Source organism: Symmachiella macrocystis (genome assembly GCF_007860075.1).
Lineage (GTDB): Bacteria > Planctomycetota > Planctomycetia > Planctomycetales > Planctomycetaceae > Symmachiella > Symmachiella macrocystis.
In genome coordinates, this window is record NZ_SJPP01000004.1 from 26,235 (window position 1) to 46,277 (window position 20,043).

Genomic DNA, 20,043 nt, shown 5'->3' on the forward strand with positions numbered 1-20,043 from the left:
CTCCCCCACCGGAATGGCAATCTCAACGATCTAGCACGGGGAGGAGGGGTGACAATCTAGGACTGTTGCTTGCGTTCATCCGCGAGGCTGTATCTCTGATGCCACTTCGAGTCCGCTCCAACCCCAATGCAGCGAACATTGACGTCAAGAATATACGGCGCCCCTTCGCGTGTCGCGTCGATTCCTCTTTGGATGGCATCTTTTAATTCGCTAGGATGCTCAACGGCCGTCCCTTCAACTCCCTGGCTCTGGGCAAGCTTAACAAAATCAATTTCAGGGTCGCCCAAATAGGTGCCCGTGAATTGATTCTTCTTCACCATCTGGCCGCCGTATTCGACATAAGCATTGCGTACCGTCTGGTAGTTTCGATTGTTGCAGACGACCGTTAACACTGGGATGCCATATCGTGCCTGAGTCCAGAACCCTGCCGCGCTGTACATAAGCGACCCGTCCCCAATATTGCACACCACTTGCCGATCGGGTTGCCCCAGTTTCGCACCCGTTGCCGCTCCCAACCCCCAGCCCAATCCGGATGAAGTGTTACCAATCCAAAGCTTGTCATCCTCCCCACAGCCCGTGGAGAAAAATTGATTTGATCCGGTAATGTTCTCACTCACGATGATCGCATTTTTGTCTAGCATCTCTTCGAGGGTCCAACCGAGTTGATCGGGATGCATTGGCGACATGTTGAAGGGAGCGTGCTGAAGTTTGGTGGACCACGGTTTGATTGGCCGACGTTTGGCAACAGTCTTGGCACGACGCTGTTGGGTTGTGCTGCTGAGCAACTCGTCGATCAATCCCCGTAGTGCTAACTTCGGGTTAGCAATCATTGCGACATCAAACCGCTGTGTGCGTCCTATCTCAGAGGTATCGAGGCCAATGCAAACAACCGTGGCATCGCGGTCATATATCGACTTTTCTGGAATGCTTCGCCCTCCTACGTCCAAGGCACCACAGTTGATCACCAGGTCGTGTCCCGCGAACATCGACCTCGCAGAGTCTTTCTCACGTTCGACCCAATACTCGCCAGCATAGAGTCGATGGCGTCGAGGAAAATTGTGATAAACGCATCGGCGGGGGTGAGCGACAGGAATATCGAGCAATTCTGCGAACTCCAATGCCTCGCGATGTGCGTCCATTTTGGCAATTTCGTCACCGACCACCAACAGAGGAGAGCGGGCATTCAGCAGCTTTTCTGCCACATGTTTAACCAGTTTGTCGTTTGGTGGGATCTCATCAGGAAGGATGAACTGTTCCCAGGGATAGACGCGGGCCGTGACGTTGGGCTTTTCCAATACCGTATTAGGCACGGCCAAATAAACGGGTCCTTGGGGAGCTGTCGTGGCAACCTTAAAAGCGCGCCGAAGCATCACGGGAAGACCGGCCGCATCGTGCGAATCCCAGGAAAGCTTAGTGAACTGGCGGTTTATTTCTTTCTGACCGAATCCTGGGCGAGCCCCCAGCAGCAAATTGTCGCTGAACGTTTCGTTATCGATCATCCCCGCGGTGACAATGAGGACAGAACGATCGCGGCTCGCATTATACATCTGGCCTGCGGCCTGCGCTGTGCCAGCTACGGTGTGAACGTTGACGAAGCCGGGCTTGCCGCTGGCCTTGTGGTAGCCATCGGCCATCGCAATCACGAGTCCTTCGTGTAGTCCGACAATGAGTTGTAGGCCCTCTCGACCGAGGCAGGCATCAAACAGGCCAACCTCGAAAGAACCGGGATTCGTGAAGAGATAACGAACCCCGGCATCTCTCATTTGCTCGACCATCAGTTTGCCGCCGGAACCTGATACCGTTCGACCAGCCCCCGTTTTGCCTTCGGCGACGGCTGCCGCTGAAGCCGCGACTTGATCCGCTGCAACCGCTGTGAAGCCTGCGACAAGCAGCGACTGGACGAAACCACGGCGCGACAATTCGCCCCGGAGATACTGCTGAAGCTGTTCTTTCATCTTTGCACCCGGTGGCTTGAAGAATCGATCGTGTAAGGAACTTCAATATTCGTTCGTGAGTCTGGCTCCAGGGCTAAGTTGAGGCTTCTGAGATCTCCTTCGCGGTGCGAATCCCCGACTCCACCGCGCCTTCAATCCAACGATGATCGAGAGAGGTATGTTCTCCCGCGAAATGAATGCAGCCTTCGGGGCGTCTTATCTCTTGGTAATAACGCTGTTCCTGCCCGGGATTGAACAGCGCAAATCCCCCGCCGAAGTGCTCCATCTCATGCCACATCACGGACGTGCCCCCCTCGATCAGATTCTTGTTCTTGATGTTGGGGTGAAGCCGCTCCAGGTCTTCGGTCGCTTGCTGAACCTGGTCTTCCACGCTTAAGTGAGACCAGCGTCGCGTGTCCCGGGCCCAGGTGTAGCTTGCTAACAATACGCCTCTCTCTCCGGCACCTCGAAATCCATTCGCATGCTGGGGATACCAGGTAGAGCGGATGCCTAGGTCCGACTGGCTCCCCCCGCCAAAAATCTTCTCTTCTTCCCAGAACCGTTTTCGGCATTGCAACAGGATCTTGCCGGACTGATCGTAGTTAAGCCCCGTGATGGCGTCCCACTTGTGTGGACTGAGTTCTCGAAGCCCCTCGACGTGTCGCAACATCGGGAAAGGAATCGCGAGGATCGCATGGTTGGCCTTTAGCGTCTCGGTTTTATCGAGAGACGTCTTGTACTTCACAGTAACGGCATCTTGTTCTTGATGGATCTCAGTCATTTTCGCATCAAAGACAATGTCGTCGGCAAGATCCGGGTAGAAAGACCTCGGAAGCCGATCGCTGCCCCCTTTGATTTCATACAAGTTCTGGAATGAACCAGAGAGAACTTCCCACAGGAGCGCAGTCACTGAATTGTTCAGCCTGGCCCGTTGATTCTCCACGATGCCGAATATGGTAATCGCATCCTGTGACCAACCTTGTTTCTCAAGAAACTGACGTGTTGTGAAGTTCCCCCATTCCTGCAAGATGACCTGCCAGCCACCAGCTTCAAATTGCTTACGGAGTGGTTCGATCGTCTCATTCCAAAGATCACGAGGTGTCTTGCCACGTTCGGAGTCCTTCAGATTCAACCCTGCTGCGGTAGGATCACGATGAAACTGGCTCCATGTCCTTCGTTGACGATTGAGATGCAAGAATTGGTTGTCGCGGGCCATAATGAATGGCTGCGTTTCAAGACTAAATTGTTTGATATATCGCAATGTCAAACGATGTGCATCAGGGATTCTCATTGCCCCACCCTCGGCGTACAAGCCATGGGTGAATGGCTCGCGGAGAGTCCACACCCTGCCTCCTACACGGCGATTTGCCTCAAGGATTGTGACTTGGTGCCCCGCCTTTTTTAATTCGTAGGCGGCCACGAGCCCCGCCATGCCGGCGCCAACTACGACCACAGACGTGGGTTTCTTGGCCTTTGGCAACCCATCATCGATAACGTCCAGCAGTTCTCCTTTTTCGATGGCAGCTTCGGCAAGCTTCTCCCAGAGCACAGCAGTGGAAACGGTACCTGCGGCAACTGTTTTAAGGAAGTTACGTCGCTTCATCGGATTCCCCCAAGTGATTGCGTTTTAGAGAGCCACACATCCCACCTGTTATCTAGGCACGAATGGGCAAACTATCAGGCGCAATAAATCAGGAAAAAACCAAAATAACTTTCTCGACCATAGTTCTGAGAAGCGGCGAAATTAGCCTTCAGGCTTTTAGAAGCACGCCCCAAGGCTTGGCGACTTAGTCGATGACGTCCCCTTCCTCAACGACCACTACCAATCCAGTCCACACTCCATTGACTACGACCGGAGCAATGGCTGCTTGACGCGAAGAAATGCCGGGTGGGTCCACTGGTCCGGAGTAGTCGGCCACAAGAATAGCGTTGAAATGATCGCTGTTCGTAAAGTCTTGGGCATCGATCTTTTCCAGCAACTCGGTGGAGACTCGTTTTAAAGATTGAGGGTTGTCATTCACATTATACTTCAGGTAAATCCCTCTGAGTGACTCCTTCCCGCCAAACGTATTCTCCCGCATGTCGATGAGATCAGCGTCTTCCAAGAAACCGAGGTCGATCGTCATAGTCAAGACACCGAGACGATCCTCGACCGGACCAATAGGAACAGAGAGCGCGACGCGATAGGCAAGTTTCTCTCCCACACTTCTGTAAACGGCTGAAAGCTTTGGCCTTTCGAGCATCGGATAGGCGACTTCTGCTGGCTCTTTCTTGGGTAAGTCATTCTTTCCCCCGTGAAAATATGTTCGGTAGTCGAACCGAACACCATGAAATTCAGATTTGCCTGGTAGATTGGGATCGTATAGCGCAACGATCCGGCCCTGGCTGTCATTGACATACCAACTTGTGACTTTTAAATCACCGATACCTTGAACAGCTCGTTTCGTTAGCCAGTCTTGAACCTCGTCAGCCTCTGCAATTTGCAGATCATTCATCTCGTTGACTCTGCGCAGTGCCTGATGTAGTTCCCCATCGTCCGCCCAATGCTCCAACTTACCCCAGCGCCCCCTTAAGTCAGACGACCAGCGAAGCGCGGCAGTATTGGCCAGATGGAGCAACAAGCTCTTGTTGAGTTCGACGGCCCTCGAATAAAATATTGAGGAGACAATCAATCCTGCGGTGACGCTCAGCAGGATCAAGATCGTACTAACACCACCCGTTAGAACAGCAACTGGGTGATGACGCGACCAGCGGGCGATTCGTTGGGAGGCATTGTCGGGGTGGACTGAAACCGGTTCGTCGGCAAGAAAACGCTCGACATCTTCAGCCAACTCAAGGGCTGTTGTGTAGCGGTCTTGCGGCTTCAACTCCATAGCTCTCAAGCAGATGGCTTCCAGTTCCGGGCTCACGTCGTGCCGCACTTCACGAGGACTTGGGTAGTCTCCCCGAATTATTTTTTGTATTGCGCTCGCGAATGTTTCACCTTTCAAAGGCGCCTGTCCACAAAGAAGTTGGTAAAGGGTGGCCCCCAAGGCGTAAATATCTGCCGCTGGTGTAAGTTGCTGTTCGCCCGCTGCCTGTTCCGGCGCCATGTAGGCTAGTGTACCATTAATGACGGGGTGTCCCTCAGAACTCCCTCCGTTTTCCGGAAGGATTGTCCCGTCCCCTTCGGCTCGAAGATCGCGCGACGGCTCTATCGGTATGGACAGTCCCCAATCCACGACTATCGTCTCACCGTAACTTCCCAGCATGATATTGTGTGGTTTGATGTCACGGTGCAGAATTCCACACGAGTGGGCGTAGGCAATCGTCTTGCATACCGAAACATAGCAGGCCAGCATGTTCCGAAAATCGACCGCACGTTCACTTTCGTCTTGCTCTACATGTTTATGATACTTACTAAGTTGGTCGCGAAGCGATTCGCCTGGCAGAAACCGCATCACGTAAAACCGCTGCCCCTCCTGTGTTTCTCCAATTCCATGGACCGGTGTGACGCCGGGGTGATCGAGGCGCCCCGTGATTTCTGCTTCTAGCGCGAACGTGTCACTTGCTGTCTCCGTCGCTCGGTCGGGGCGAATAAATTTGATGGCGACTCTGCGATTGAGAATCGAGTCTTCCCCGGAGCAAATCACACCGAGCCCACCCTTTGCATGAAACGCAATCTCCCGGACGACCGTTTCGAAAGCTATGTCATCGGGAACGTCGTGATACGATTCGACATTAGCATTCGCGGGAAAATCAACCGTTTGATCGTTGATGTCGTTTGCACTGTTCCCGGAGGGATCCTCCGCTCTATTCGAGGAGGGCTCTCCATTCAATCCGATTTGATTAGCAGCTTCGGCATGGCTCCGAAGCACCTCCGCATACGCCGCACACGCGGGCGATTCTTGGAGGAAATCGTCCACGTTCGCATTGCCGGTGCTTTCCTTGTAACGCAGATAGGCCAATAAAGCCTCGGCGTTGGGTCCGCTAACAGAATCTAACGTTTGCTCATTAGGGTCGTCAGTCATGTCTTACTGCCTTGCAAAACGGCATCCGACTATTCGTTTACCATTAGCTTTTTTAGTTTCTTGATTCCGCGATACAGAAGCCCAGCCACGGCAACGGGTGACTTATCCATTTCGATTGCTATGTCATCTATCTTCATCATCTGAAAGTGCTGCAATTCCACAGCTCGTCGCTCGTTTTTGCTCAATTCTTCTATTGCCCAAGACAAGCGGAGGATCAATTCATTTTGGGATGCACGATTCTGCGGACAGTTGGAAGATGCTGCACGGCACGTTTCGGCGAAAACGATTGCACTGCTGTACGACTCGTTGATCGTGCGGTCCACGTCCCTCTTTTGTGCCTTCTGGAAACGAACACAGTTTTGAGCCGTCCGGCTCAGAATGGTCTTCAGCCAGTCGACGAACTGCGCCTCGGTTTGCCCTTGGAATTGATTCAGGTCTGCGACTGCTTTTTGCATCGTTTCTTGTGCGATGTCGGATTCATCGACCCGGACCAGTACCTTTTTTTGCAACATCCCTACAGCTAGGATTCGAACCAAGTGACGGTATTTTTTAAAGAGCTGCTCGGTGGCAGATGGGTCACCAGCCAACACAAGTTCAATGAATTCACGAAAACTGCATGGTGGATCGGTCATTTTGGAATCTTAGGATATAGATATAGGCAAGAAAGAGGGCTCACCCCGGCGCTTAATCGGTTAATTTTCCCGACGATTAGATAAATAGTCGCGGCTGAGCCTACCCGCCTTGTCCCCAAAAAATGAACGACGGAACGAGGTTCGTGTGAAAATTGCCTGGCGGAACTCTTGGCGGAGATTTTGGTAGCAAGCGACAAAGGTGCTTGCAAATTGGGAGGTTTTGCCTGTCTGTGGTTTCGATAACGTCTTGTCGAAGCGAGAGATACCATTGTTTTTGTACCCCGCAGGAATAGTAATCGCAACGAATGCGCGCCGAAACTCGCGCGGTGCTAACCGCCGACAACGTCAATTTGTCACGTTTTCTGTTAACCAATCGTGAAAAGTTTTGGCACTCCCCTCCGGTTAACTCAAAGAGAGATTTCTGTTAACTAGAAATCGCGCGAGAGACAGTCGATATTTGTCGCGCGAAGACGTTTTGCGTTGCCTGCCCCGCTCTCTCCATAACGTGCGCTCATTCCAAGCTTTAGGTCGCGTCACCCGTCAAATATCTCTTTGCACAAAGAGACATTAGTTCGAAGAAGGTTTTGAACGGCGAGGGGGCGCGTAGAACGTGAAAAACTCTGCCGGTCGATACAAATCGAGAATCTCGTCCGCTACGCGTCGCTTTCGGACCTGCGAGAGTCCTGGGCTGGATGACACCCGGGACGACCTGATCGTGGGTCGTGCTTGCGAGAACTGTAGAGGCAACTTTGCCTTACCCATCAGCCATTGGGCTGTGCCCATCCACGTGCCATGAATGATAAGCCGCCCGCCAATATGGGGGAGCCAACAATCTCCATGAAATCCGTCAGAGTTTCACCGACCTCGGCGACTGCCGCGACATGATCGAGGTCACCAGGAGAAATCTCGTTACAGTCGGCCTCAAGCATTCCGATGAGATATCCAATGCTCATATCGCGAGCCCAAATCACCTCCCGTGCGTCGCACTTATCCTGGACCGCTGCAATCAGGTCGAGCAACCGACCTCCGCGAACAGCACTGTCAAGCTCCGCAAAATCACTTTGCTGGAACCGTAACACTACCCCCCGCCGTTGCCCGACAGTGAAAGGTCCGACAACCAAGCTCGCTTCTCCTGCTTGCGCTCGCCAACCGATGTCCTCACCGCCGTCCGCCTTGTCAAGCGAACTAACCGCGTCGGCGAGGGTGGCGCGCGTATCGGACGGCGACACGCCGTCAGCGCCGTCATTGACAAGGGCTACCGCCGTCTGTGCCTCGACGCCGAACTTGTGCAGTATTTGACGGATACGATCGCCACGCCCAGGTGCATCGCCGGGGGGCAGTGTCATCCATACCAAGTGCAACATGTTCATCACTGGCCTCGTAGACGGTGGAATCAACAGGTTCGATTATAGACGTATCCCGAATCTTTTGCGCCTCCGATGGTCTCAGAGCTGGCATATTCGGAGTAGGCTTTGCCATCAACGTAGCTCCCTCGTTGCCGACAAAATGAAGGCGATGACTCGAAAACACCCTAGGCGCAACGCTTCTACGGAGGGCCAAGGATTTGACGTCGATTGGATTGAGAGGCACCATAATCGAGACTTCCTCGACAGAATCCACGCAATGGCGGCTTTGGGAACACATGAGAATTGCCCAGTGGGGCATTCTGGAGTTCTCCCGAAATTCCAACCACGTCTCACCCGATTTCCCAGACGGCTATTGGCGGGATGGCGATGCACCACCGGATTCAGATTCGTAGCGTGATTCGAGAATGACAACAGCTGCACTGGAGGTAATACTCGACGAAAGGAAATTGCCTCATGCTTCTCCGCCCCGAAGAAGGGTATCGAGCTGAGCACCGATAACGGCTCCGATCAAGACGATGACTCTTCATTTACCTCTCGAATAGCCCATCCGATTTTCGGTCGGACGGAGAAATCTTCTTCGTCTTGAGTGAATGCGGTGAACCCAGCGATAAACTCCATTGACAATGGTTTACCACGAAAATGCCAAACGAATGGCATTTTCGAAAGACTACCGGGGAGATCGCTGGTTTGAATTTCGCGATCCTGCTCAAACGACCAATTGCGGCAGTTCCTGCCTTCCCGATCCTCAAGATACGGAAAGAAGTCGGTGATCCATCCGGTAATGAGGTCGCCACCGCTCATTAATTCCCGTTTGTATTTGAACACTTCGTCGAACTGTGCCGTGAACTTTGTGTCGCGGTCGCGAATCAGATAGGATGGCTTTTCGTCGCGATCGGCGGTGTGCATCAGAAAGTGATGAATTCGTGCAGAAATAAGTCAAATCAGCTATCAATGTAAAGGGAGTCAAAGCAACCACGTCTTTTACAACTCCTGGAGGCAGTTGAACATGCGCGATCCGACAAAGGCCAGTCCATCACAGCGCCGATCTTATCACGCAAGAACTTGGGGTTGGGTCGGGGTGCGGGCCTTACGTATTCTCACTGCTACCTGGAGCGAGCATCACGAAGGACTGCACCTCCTGGATGAGTTGCTAGAAAACAAGCGTCCACACATCATGACGTTCTGGCATCGCAAGTTCGTTACACTCTTTCCGTTACTGCAAGGTCGGCCTGTTTGCGTTGCTACAGCGGCCTCTCCGCCTGGTGACATCATTGCAGACATGTGTGACAGATTTGGATATCTAAGCGTCCAGATTCCCGACCATGGCAGAGATCATTCGTTGAACTTGATGGGAAAAGCATTCGCCCATGCTGATCAAGCCAGCATGGCTGTTGACGGACCGCATGGTCCTTACCATGCCGTGAAGCAGGGTGCCATTCAGCTCGCATCTGAACTTGGTCATTTGATTGTTCCTGTCTCAGTTGCCACTCGACGGAATATCGTTCTCTCGCACCGATGGGACCAACTCGAAATTCCCGTCGCATTCACACGGGTGTCACTGGTCATCGGCGATCCGATCAATATTCCTGCGAATCTTTCCCAAGACAAATTACCCAGCTGGACCAAACGGCTGCATGATGTGTTGGAAGAACTCGACGAACGTGCAGAAAGAAAAGTTCGTGAACTCTGAGTTGCTAGTGGCTTTCACAACCGGCAGACTGATAGCAATCTGTCGATACGCATGCAGGACCTATATCGCGAAATAAACCTTGGCTGATTTCAAAGCGATTGACAAGGTTCGTTGAGACTCGACAGAGGATCGGCTCAAAGTCTGAACGCAGTTGCCAGCGGTATCAAAGGTTTACTGCAACTGACGCTGGAGGGTTCAAGCAGGACCCAGGCCTCACTCGTCTGTTGATTCACCGGCATCGCCTAATTTGACAACGTCGCGTACATGCTGATGGCAGGCAATGCAGGTTCCCGTCATATTTTGAAAGGTGTATGCTGCACCTTCTAGGTTTTTGGACTCTGACATGCGAACCAGCTTTAAAGACAGACGTCGAAACTCTACGTGAAAGTGCCGATAGGCAGGATCTGCCTCCGCCACTCCCCAGCCGGGTTGTTCGGAGACATCGTGGAGATCTCGCGCGCCATGCAACAACAATTCGAAGTCAGCGCTCACCAGGCCCTTCAGTGCCTGATTGGAGCCGTTTAACTTCTGACACATCAATTCCGTAGTGGAGAGACCAGCGCGGTCGGGAATCAGCGAGACTTTCTGTTCCGCACGAATGTACTGCGGGGGCCAAAACAAGCCGGCGAGCACAGCGCCGCTTGTGCCAACAATCATAAAAAATGTTCGAAGGGCCGCAGACATCGCACCAATTTTCGGTTGAACCAGATACCCGCTATGAGACCGTACAATCCGACTTATCTTCCTTATCGGAAAATCCTGTAGAGTCCCTTTAATTTTTCATCCGGCACGTGCGCCTCGCCAAGCTCCGGTAGCGATGAGCTTGTCCGCTTCACGCAATTGTGATCTGCGGGTCCAGATAAACATCTTGAATCGCGTTTAACAACTCGACGCCTTCGGACATGGGCCGTTGAAACGCTTTGCGCCCGCTGATCAGTCCCATGCCGCCCGCACGCTTGTTGATCACAGCCGTACGCACAGCTTGGGCCAAATCACCGGCACCGGCTGAGGCCCCGCCAGAATTGATCAACCCGCTACGCCCCATGTAACAGTTGGCCACCTGATACCGGCATAAATCAATCGGATGATCACTGGTTAAGTTCTCGTAAACCAATGGAGATGTTTTACCACATTTCAAGGCCGTATAGCCGCCGTTGTTCTCGGGTAGCTTTTGTTTGATAATGTCAGCCTGTAGCGTGACACCCAGATGGTTTGCTTGCCCGGTCAGGTCAGCCGCGACGTGATAATCTTTATCCGCTTTGAACGCGCTGTTACGGAGGTAGCACCAGAGGATGGTTGCCAGACCGAGTTCGTGCGCCTTTTGGAATGCTTCAGCCACTTCGACGATCTGCCGCGACGATTCGACAGAACCGAAGTAGATCGTAGCTCCAACAGCGGCGGCGCCCATATCATATGCCTGCTGCACGCGTCCAAACATAATTTGATCGAAAGTATTTGGGTAAGTGAGCAATTCGTTGTGATTAATCTTCACAATGAACGGGATTTTGTGAGCGTAACTGCGGGCAACCACGCCGAGTACGCCGAACGTTGATGCGACGGCATTACAGCCACCGGCGATAGCCAGCTTGACGATATTTTCGGGATCAAAATAGGCGGGATTCGGAGCGAATGAAGCGCCAGCGGAATGCTCGATGCCTTGATCGACCGGCAAGATGGAAACATACCCAGTGTTTTGCAATCTTCCGTGGCCGAAGAGCCGCTGCAAATTCACCAATACACGAGGATTACGGTCGCTCTGCATGAAGACGCGATCGACAAAATCGGGCGATGGCAGGTGCAAGGATTCCTTCGTGATGCCCGTGCATTCATAATTGAGCAATGCATCGCCGTCAGCACCGAGTAGATCGTTTACCTGGAGTTTCATGGATAGGTCCGTTCGATTGAAAATCTTGTTTATGATTCTGGGATGATCGCTCGGATCGCAAAAACGTGCGAAGTCGTTTGATTGATAAAAGCCCGCGCGGTCTAAAAACAATGTCCAATGGAAGCCAAACTCCAAAGGCGAGTTCGACGATCAAAGTTAGGTGGAACTGACGACAAATTTGATAGTAGCCTGCGGAAAATCTTATTGCAATTCGGTAGCTTTTTAGATGAAGCGCTCATGGAGAACGCTGATGTTGCAATCACAGACAGTTATATCGGTGCGCGGTACTTTCTTGGCATTGATTCAGGACGTAGAATTGTTTGTGACGGACGATGTCATTGAGAACGATTGGGTGGCTCTCCAGCGGTGGATGGCTGTGTACTGAATGCGTGTCTACGCGGCCCTCTTCAGAGGGGGGGCCCTACAATGCATAGGCACCCCTCAATGAGCGGAAAGTACGACAACTGAACGAGGCTCGACTCGATAAGTATTTCCGGATACTGGCGGTAGATCCGGCCATTCACTGATGTCCTCGGGCGAAGATCGCGATGTGTCAATCCACCGTTGCCACGGCATGCCATTTGACGCCGCGGGCAATTCGAATTCCAACGGTTCCCAGTAGCTGTTGAAGATCAGGTGATAGGACGAGTTTCGATGTTCGGCCGTTAGGGCAATGCTATGCGAATTCTCGCTCCAGTCTGGTTGATTCAGTTTCACTCCGTGCCAAGAATTACTAGCCTGGCCGATCATGTCAGTCAGGCTCACTCGCTGTTCCTCATGATTGACACCCCGTAACAACCTTCGTGCCAAGAGTAGCTTGACGAATCGATGCACGTCCGCATGCTTGTCTACCAGTGACCAGTCAAACCAGGTAGTCGCATTGTCGTGGCAGTAGGCGTTGTTGTTCCCGACTTGAGTCCGGCGGACTTCGTCTCCCATGACGATCATCGGGACCCCCAGTGAAAGCATGGTGATGGTCAAAAAATTCTTAATCTGCCTGTTTCTCAACGTTTCGATGGTTGTGTCATTTGTCGGACCTTCGACGCCACAGTTCCAACTCTTATTGTTATCGGCTCCATCACGATTTTGTTCGCCGTTTGCCTCATTATGTTTCTGGTCGTACGAAACCAAGTCATTGAGCGTGAAACCGTCGTGACAGGTGATAAAGTTGATACTTTGTTCAGCCTCTCGTCCCTTATGGCCATAGATCTCATGACTGCCAAGCATCCGATCAGCCATACGGCTGGACATGCCAGGTTTGCCTCGGAAGAAATCGCGTGTGTCATCTCGGAATCGCCCATTCCACTCTTTCCAAGCATCACCGATGAATCGACCGACCTGGTAAAGACCAGCAGCGTCCCACGCTTCAGCAATTATTTTGGTGCCGGCTAATGCAGGGGCCGATTCGATATCCCAAAGCACTGGTGGGTTGGGCAATACACGACCCGATGAGTCACGTGAGAGAATTGACGCGAGATCAAACCGGAATCCATCGACATGCATTTCGGTCACCCAATAAAGCAAGCTGTCGAGGATCATTCGCCGGACCACCGGGTGATTGGCATTGAGTGTATTCCCACAGCCAGAATAGTCCGCATAACGCGATCCGCCGTTTTCCAGGATGTAGTAAGTCGGGTTATCAATTCCACGGTAGCAGAGTGTTGGCCCGTCGTGGTCTCCTTCTGCGGTATGATTAAAAACCACATCCAGGATCACCTCGATTCCCGCTCGATGAAGTGCCTTGACCATGTCACGGAACTCGGTTACTGGGCCAAGCGGATCTCGACGGGAGCTGTACGCTGGGTGCGGAGAAAAATACGAAACTGGCTGATAGCCCCAGTAATTAACAAGACCTGCAGGGCACGCTTGCGTATCGAATGCTTGAATCGGGAGCAGTTCAACCGCCGTAATCCCCAGGTCTTTAAGGTATGGGATTTTTTCGACCAACCCAGCGTAAGTGCCACGGGTCTGGGCCGTAACGCCAGAATTGCAGTTACGCGTGAAGCCACGAATGTGCGTTTCATAGATGACGGTACGGGCCGAGGGACGGTGTAGCGGCACATCCCCTTCCCAGTCGTACTCCGCGGAATCCACCACCACGCTTTTCATTGCGGTCGCGCAATTATCGCCTGCGGTTGACGCGGCAACGCGTGTGTAATCCTGCGGGGTCACAACGCCACGACCGTAAGGGTCCAGCAAAACTTTTGCCGAGTCGAAACGTAATCCACGAGCGGGATCTGTTGGGCCTTGAACGCGATAGCCATAGATCTGACCTGGCCGAACATCCGAAACAAACGTGTGCCAATAATAATACGTGCGGTTCCTGACAGGCTCCAGGACGACCACGCGGGAAGGCTTGCTATCGTCTTCGCGGTCAAACAACAGCAATTCCACACAATTTGCCGTGCGCGAAAATAAGCTGAAATTGACGCCGCCATCCAAAACTGTAGCCCCCAAGGGTGAGGACTGGCCCGGTCCAATGGTATTCACGCTGCTGCTCCGGTTTGACTTAATTTTTGTTATTCCGTTTTCATTTCGTCTTGTTCCAACCAGTCAGTATTAACAGCCGGCAAATTCTTGTTTTGGAGTTGGAATTGTAACAGCTATCAGGCGAAGATGTGCATTAGACAAGCGAGAGTTTCTGCCCAGAATACTTACGATGTCGCAAGAGACAGAATGTTCCCAGACTGAAAACTGCCATGCTGCTTTGAACGCATGGAGCATGATGTGCTCTTGTGAGACACAGGGCTGCGTAAATTCTAACCCGGTGGTGAGCAGTTTGATCTGCGGGTTCAGTTTTAATGTCAGCAGAATGCCGCAAATGGATTCTGAGATCAAAGGATCGCCACGTAAAATACGCGCTCGATTGCTAATTCGCGAATCAAAGCATGCCGGTCAGCAAGCAATCTGATCTCGATTTCACGACTGAATCGACACCTAGTCAATTTGAAACCCTAGGTCATTGGGGCAAAAAGTGATTGATTTTTCATTTGGTGATTGGGTACAGTCAGTTTGTAGACGAGACAATGGGCTTAACGAGGATGAATTCCAAGATCCGTATTCGAAGATCCATGGGATGCCTAATGAATCACCGCCAGCTCGGACGACACCGTGACGAATCCACGCGTAGCAGCCTGCTCAACAAGGCACGAGCGAATGATGAAGATGCATGGCAGCGGCTCACGCAGTTGTACGGTCCGTTGATTCGCTGCTGGTGTCGACGCCGGGGATTGCGGGACGAAGCGATTGACGACGTCGTTCAAGAGGTCTTGTTGTCCGTTACCGGTGCGCTGGGGCGTTTTCGTCGTGGTGCCAGCCGCGGCAGCTTTCGAGCTTGGTTGCGGCGCATCACCGAAAACAAGATTCGTGACCACTTTCGTCGCTGCCAACACCAGCCCAATGCACCGGGTGGTAGTGCAAACATTGCACAGCAACTGAATATCCCAGCGGAGCCGATTTCGAATGAGACGGGATCGAATTCGCTGACTGGCTCGTCGAGCGAGGTCATGGCAGCGCTGGACTCGATTCGCGAAACAATTTCCGAGCGGACCTGGAGGGCGTTTGTCTTGGTGACGTTTCGTGATTTCTCACCGGTGGAGGCAGCCACCGAACTAAATATGACGAGCAATGCAGTACGACTTGCCAACGGCCGTGTTCGCAATCGACTTCGCAGTCTAGTGTCCGACTTGCCGAGTTGAAGACTCGACCGCGGGAGAGATGCTGCAATGTGGGCACAAGTGATCTCCAGATAAAATGTTATGGCCGGCGACCTCTGCAAGTCGAGGCTCGTCTTGGTCAGCGCGACGCGCTTGAGCGTTTTACCAGGTGGGGAATTATTTCCACTCACCCAGAGGCTATATGCCATAAATCGTTCAAGAGACATTCGCATGCTTGATCAACCGCAACTTTCTCCACAGGAAGAGACATGTCCTTCGCTCTCGGAACTCAGATCACTTTTGATTGGCGATGTGCCCGGGGCTGTGTTTGACCAGTTGGAAGCCCATGTGGATCAATGCGAGGCATGTCAGAAACGATTGGAGACAATCGGCGATGTCCCTGATCCGGTGTTCACTGCCATCCGTGAAATGTTGGGCCCCGCCGCCGCTGTATTTGAATCGGACCTAGGTGCCGACGAGATAGTCGATCTGGTCACTGAGCAAGTGACGCTGGGTGATTTTAGGATTGTGCGAGAATTGGGTCGCGGCGGGATGGGGGTTGTCTATGAGGCGGTACAGCTTTCGCTAGGCCGCCGGGTTGCGTTGAAGACGATGACTTTTGCCGGCACGCTCGATCCCCGCCAGTTGGTCCGCTTCGAGAATGAAGCTCAAGCAGCGGCACTCTTAAACCATCCCAGTATCATTCCTGTTTATTCGGTGGGGAGCGACCGGGGCGTTCATTATTTTGCCATGCGGCTTGTGGACGGATTTGATCTGCGGAAAGTCCTTCGAAACGTTTTTAGTGGCGGGTTGGATATTGATCCGCACGCGACCACCAAATGTGCCGCTATTGAGACGAGCGACGAGGGAAACAGCGTCGATTTCATTTCCAAAATACCAAACGGCCCGGCGGAGAGTGTTTCTCCAGAGTCGAGTTGCTCTAGCAGACCAAATCCAAAGATACTGGCTGACTTCTCTGCGGATGATGTTGCTACAGAGCAGGACTACATGCGCTGGGTGGGGAAAATCGGCATTCAAGCGGCCGAGGCACTGAATGCCGCCCATGAAGAGGGCGTTCTTCACCGCGATGTGAAACCGTCCAATCTGATGTTGGAAAAAACCGGGAGTTTGTGGGTGACCGATTTCGGATTGGCCCGGCTTGAGGCGGGTGCAGATATGACCGCCACTGGCGACGTCTTGGGAACGCTGCGCTATTCCAGCCCAGAACAGGCACTCGGCAAACGGGGGCTTGTTGATCATCGCAGCGACATCTATTCGCTGGGGGCGACATTATACGAACTGTTAACAGGCGTCCCCCTCTTTAGTGATTCGCAGCGCGAAGCACTCGTCGCAAATATCGCTCATGATGAACCGCTCCCGCCGCGGAAGATCAACCGATCTGTTCCTTTGGACTTGGAAACGATCGTGCTCAAGGCGATCTCCAAAGACGCAGCAATGCGTTACAAAACAGCGCAGCATTTGGCGGACGACTTGCGGCGGTTTTTAGACGGCATGACCATCGAGGCCTCACGACCTTCTGCCTGGAACCGCACGGTCAAATGGGTGAAGCGAAACAAGCCGTGGGCGGCGGCGATCTGCACGGCTCTTGTGGCAATCACCAGCCTGCTGGCAGGGTTAGCTGTGCATAATCAAAGTCTGGGCACTTTTAACAAAAAACTGAGGGACAGCAACCAAAAACTTGAGGCGGTGAATGCGGCTTTGTCCGAGGCGGTGATCGAAAATCGAGAAAAGCAAAATGAATTGGAGGAAACCCTCTATGCGGCCGGCATGCAACTTGCGGAGGAGGCTTGGCGGGAGAGTGACCCTCAGCAGGTGATGACGATACTGAATCGCTACGTCCCCCGCGAAGGACAACCCGACCGCCGCGGTCCGGAATGGCATTATTTGCAATTACAAGCGTCTGGCCTGGAGACCACGATTGCCCAATTTGAAGCGGCAGTCTATACGCTGGCGTTTTCGGCAGCCGGACGTTGGGTGGCCGTCGGCGGCGAAGAGGCTACCGTGTACATATACGACACGGTTACTTTGACCGAAGTCGTCCGCTTTGCGACAGAACAGGGCGAAGTCAACGGGGTGGCCTTTTCGCCTGATGGGACGCTATTGGCGTCATCCGGGGACGATGGGACGGTCCGCCTTTGGGACTGGCAACAACGACGGCATGTGCGGACGATACAAGCGCATGCGGATGAAGCTTACGAGGTCGAGTTTTCGCTCGACGGAAACCGACTGATTACATCGGGAATCGATCCTATTATTCGCGTTTGGGACGTCGCAACGGGTGCGGTCGTAGGCTCGTTAGAGGGCCATGCGGAAGCAGCCGGCGCAATTTCCGTCTCACACGACGGCCGACGTCTCGCGTCTGCTGGTCGTGACGGGACAGTTCGGCTCTGGGATCTGGATACGTTTAAAGAGCTTCGCATCGTGCGGCAGGCCGAGAACACAAAGCTGTCATGCATCGGCTTTTCCAATGACCGACGCTGGCTGGCGTCCGGCGGTCGCGACGGTCTATTGCAAGTTCATGACGCGGACTCAGGTGAATTGGCCTTTGTGGGAAAACATCACGACGGTGTCCAAAGCGTGGCTTTTTCTTCCGACAACCGACACTTGGCGAGTTCGGACCGAGGCGGCAACATTTACTCTTGGACTTTGCCAAGGGAAAAGCCGAATGAGATTGTCGAAATGACCGCCGAGAGACAGTTTTCAGCACATGGGCAAGATCGCGCGTATTGCCTGCGATATGCGCCGGACGGCCTTCACCTAGCGTCGGCCGGATCAGACGGCGCGATTAAATGGTGGTTTCCCACGAAAAAGTCGGTCTGGCAAACCATTTCTGGTGCCGGTGAATTTGCGAACGGCAGCGCCTTTTTACCCAACGGGAAGGAGCTGATCACGTGTAGGGAAGGCGTCTTCCGAAACGACGTAGCTGAGTTGCGGACGACTGAGACCATTTCGGCAACAAAAAAGAACTTTCGTTCTATCGCCGTCTCTCCCGATAGCCAACGGATTGCCGCGGGCGACGCGCAGGGCAACCTAAGCCTGTATGATCTGAACAGCAGACACGAAATTCATCACACGCATTGGGACACCGAACCAGTTTTAGGGCAGTGCGTCTTTGCTCCCGATGGCTCAAAACTGGCCATACAATTGGGCTCAAGCGAAACAGTTGTTGTTGATGTGAATTCGCTGGAAGAGCTGCCTTTTGAAGCGGTGATTGACGGACACCACGCCGTGTTCACGCCGGACGGACAACAGCTGGTTGTCACCTTCGATAACAACATTATCTTCTGGGATGTTGCGAGTCGAAGTCGTGAGAGAATGATTGTGAAGGCGCACCACGAGGGAATCAATGCAATGGCGATCAGCCCTGATGGCCGCATTCTCGCCAGTGCAGGCGGTGATCGCCACGTGCGATTGTGGAACGTACAGACAGAGGACTCCCCTTTTGAATTGACCGACCATCGACACAGTGTAAACGCTTTGGAATTTTCCCCAGATGGTCGAACGCTGCTTAGTGGGGATGCGGCTGGAACACTCATCGCCTGGCGTATCGCAGGTGACCGCATCAGCGGGCAAAAGACATTGCAGTTCGGGGAGTTACCGACTGGAATCTCGCAAATTGACTATAGCCCCAATGGCGAAATCATCGCTTGCCGGTTGCTCGATGGCCGTATTTATGTACTCAAGTTGCGCGGCGGGGCACCTGAGTTGCCAACGTCAGACGTTCCAATTGCCCCCAGAATTGCGACCGGTCGACCGATTTTCATGCAAGGCCCCCAGACGCTCGGCAGCGGGGATACCAATTACGCGGACGTGGCGTTAGGCGATTTTAATGAGGATGGTCACCTCGATGCATTGTTCGTCACAACGGATGAACCGGGCAGCCAAATCTGGTTAGGCAAGGGTAACGGGACATTTTTCGAGCCGCCTCTTAATGTTGGCGACCCGACTGCTCCGAGTTGGAGTGTGGCTGTTGGTGATTTCAACAACGACCGCCATTTGGATCTATACTTCGCGAACTCCTACGTTACGGTCGCATCTGGGGGCGAACCAAATACCGTCTGGCTCGGGCGTGGAGACGGAACGTTCAGCGCAGGGCAACAGGATCTCGGAAATGGCATGAGCAAACGCATCACGCTCGGGGATTTGAATCAAGACGGCCACTTGGATGCAGCCGTGGCCAATATCAATGGTGATTCGGTGATTTGGAGAGGAGATGGGATAGGTGGCTTCAAACTCCAAACCCAGTTGGGCTTTCACGGTTCCACTTCACAGATTGCCTTCGGTGACCTGAATGATGATGGCTATTGGGATTTGTTCGTTGCCCATCATAATCTTAATAAGGTACGCATGGGACAGGGGAATGGGACGTTCGGGTTACTGCATCAAGCGACCCACTTCGGAGGTGCGCTGAGTCAGGGGGTCGCACTCGGGGACCTAAATGATGACTCCTACCTCGACGCCATTGTGGTCAATGCAACTCCCTATCGGAGCGCAGTGTGGCTTGGAAACGGCCTTGGCCGTTTCCAAGCCACACTGATCTTAGGTGACCCCGTACAAAGCGAATCTATCGCATTGGCAGATCTGGACGGAGATGGTCACCTGGATGCGTTCATTGCCAACGGCGCTGCTCACGGACCACCGGCGAACGACGTGTGGCGGGGCGATGGTCGCGGCGGATTTCAATACGTGCAAAAGTTGGGGCACCGCTATTCAAGCGGCGTCGCGCTGGGGGACGTGGATGGTGACGGCGATTTAGATGCCGTTGTCGCGAACGGCGCCCCCCCCTCACCGGCCAATACGATCTGGATCAACCAGACGAAAGCCCCGTTGAAGGTTGATTGACGTCGC

Annotated in this window: 14 protein-coding genes; 5 read left to right on the top strand and 9 right to left on the bottom strand. The window is 53.2% G+C overall.

What is annotated here, in order from left to right:
* Nucleotides 1-56: 56 nt before the first annotated feature.
* From CA54_RS27555 to CA54_RS27565, 3 genes are all read right to left on the bottom strand, one after another.
* Nucleotides 57-1,955 carry a thiamine pyrophosphate-binding protein gene (locus CA54_RS27555; RefSeq protein ID WP_146374244.1) on the bottom strand — a complete coding sequence of 633 codons (1,899 nt, stop codon included), beginning with the start codon at nucleotides 1,953-1,955 and terminating at the stop codon, nucleotides 57-59.
* Nucleotides 1,956-2,028: 73 nt separating this feature from the next.
* Entirely contained in the window at nucleotides 2,029-3,537 is a 1,509-nt protein-coding gene (locus tag CA54_RS27560) for a flavin monoamine oxidase family protein (RefSeq protein ID WP_146374245.1), read from the bottom strand.
* Nucleotides 3,538-3,721: 184 nt separating this feature from the next.
* Entirely contained in the window at nucleotides 3,722-5,692 is a 1,971-nt protein-coding gene (locus tag CA54_RS27565; RefSeq protein WP_261343782.1) for a serine/threonine protein kinase, read from the bottom strand.
* On the opposite strand from CA54_RS27565, the gene CA54_RS29640 reads away from it, so the two are divergent.
* Nucleotides 5,585-5,884 carry a hypothetical protein gene (locus tag CA54_RS29640; protein ID WP_197532903.1) on the top strand — a complete coding sequence of 100 codons (300 nt, stop codon included), beginning with the start codon at nucleotides 5,585-5,587 and terminating at the stop codon, nucleotides 5,882-5,884. The two genes, CA54_RS27565 and CA54_RS29640, sit on opposite strands and share 108 nt — an antisense overlap.
* A gap of 89 nt (nucleotides 5,885-5,973) precedes the next feature.
* On the opposite strand, the gene CA54_RS27570 is transcribed toward CA54_RS29640, so the two are convergent.
* From CA54_RS27570 to CA54_RS27585, 3 genes are all read right to left on the bottom strand, one after another.
* Nucleotides 5,974-6,576, bottom strand: a complete 603-nt coding sequence (locus CA54_RS27570; RefSeq protein ID WP_146374247.1) for a sigma-70 family RNA polymerase sigma factor — start codon at nucleotides 6,574-6,576, stop codon at nucleotides 5,974-5,976.
* Nucleotides 6,577-7,337: 761 nt separating this feature from the next.
* Entirely contained in the window at nucleotides 7,338-7,946 is a 609-nt protein-coding gene (locus tag CA54_RS27575) for a hypothetical protein (RefSeq protein ID WP_146374248.1), read from the bottom strand.
* 504 nt (nucleotides 7,947-8,450) lie between these two features.
* Nucleotides 8,451-8,849 (bottom strand): DUF4419 domain-containing protein, encoded by a 399-nt coding sequence (locus CA54_RS27585; RefSeq protein WP_146374249.1) that lies wholly within the window; start codon nucleotides 8,847-8,849, stop codon nucleotides 8,451-8,453.
* Between the two features lie 100 nt (nucleotides 8,850-8,949).
* Between CA54_RS27585 and CA54_RS27590 the strand changes: the two genes are divergently transcribed.
* The gene (locus CA54_RS27590) at nucleotides 8,950-9,633 is read left to right on the top strand and encodes a lysophospholipid acyltransferase family protein (protein ID WP_146374250.1); all 684 of its coding nucleotides are present in this window, start codon (nucleotides 8,950-8,952) and stop codon (nucleotides 9,631-9,633) included.
* A 213-nt stretch (nucleotides 9,634-9,846) separates the two neighbouring features.
* Here CA54_RS27590 and CA54_RS27595 read toward each other — a convergent pair whose 3' ends face one another.
* Nucleotides 9,847-10,290, bottom strand: coding sequence for a hypothetical protein (locus CA54_RS27595; protein WP_146374251.1), 444 nt, complete (start codon nucleotides 10,288-10,290; stop codon nucleotides 9,847-9,849).
* 175 nt (nucleotides 10,291-10,465) lie between these two features.
* Nucleotides 10,466-11,518 (bottom strand): class I fructose-bisphosphate aldolase, encoded by a 1,053-nt coding sequence (locus CA54_RS27600; RefSeq protein WP_146374252.1) that lies wholly within the window; start codon nucleotides 11,516-11,518, stop codon nucleotides 10,466-10,468.
* A 250-nt stretch (nucleotides 11,519-11,768) separates the two neighbouring features.
* Here CA54_RS27600 and CA54_RS30040 point away from each other — a divergent pair, with 250 nt between their 5' ends.
* Nucleotides 11,769-11,903, top strand: coding sequence for a hypothetical protein (locus CA54_RS30040; protein WP_261343771.1), 135 nt, complete (start codon nucleotides 11,769-11,771; stop codon nucleotides 11,901-11,903).
* Between the two features lie 56 nt (nucleotides 11,904-11,959).
* On the opposite strand, the gene glgX is transcribed toward CA54_RS30040, so the two are convergent.
* Nucleotides 11,960-14,008 carry a glycogen debranching protein GlgX gene (gene glgX / locus CA54_RS27605; protein WP_146374253.1) on the bottom strand — a complete coding sequence of 683 codons (2,049 nt, stop codon included), beginning with the start codon at nucleotides 14,006-14,008 and terminating at the stop codon, nucleotides 11,960-11,962.
* Between the two features lie 593 nt (nucleotides 14,009-14,601).
* Between glgX and CA54_RS27610 the strand changes: the two genes are divergently transcribed.
* Both CA54_RS27610 and CA54_RS27615 read left to right on the top strand, forming a co-directional pair.
* Entirely contained in the window at nucleotides 14,602-15,216 is a 615-nt protein-coding gene (locus tag CA54_RS27610; RefSeq protein ID WP_197532904.1) for an RNA polymerase sigma factor, read from the top strand.
* A 189-nt stretch (nucleotides 15,217-15,405) separates the two neighbouring features.
* Complete coding sequence (locus tag CA54_RS27615; protein WP_197532905.1) at nucleotides 15,406-20,037, top strand: FG-GAP-like repeat-containing protein; 4,632 nt, start codon at nucleotides 15,406-15,408, stop codon at nucleotides 20,035-20,037.
* Nucleotides 20,038-20,043: the final 6 nt, after the last annotated feature.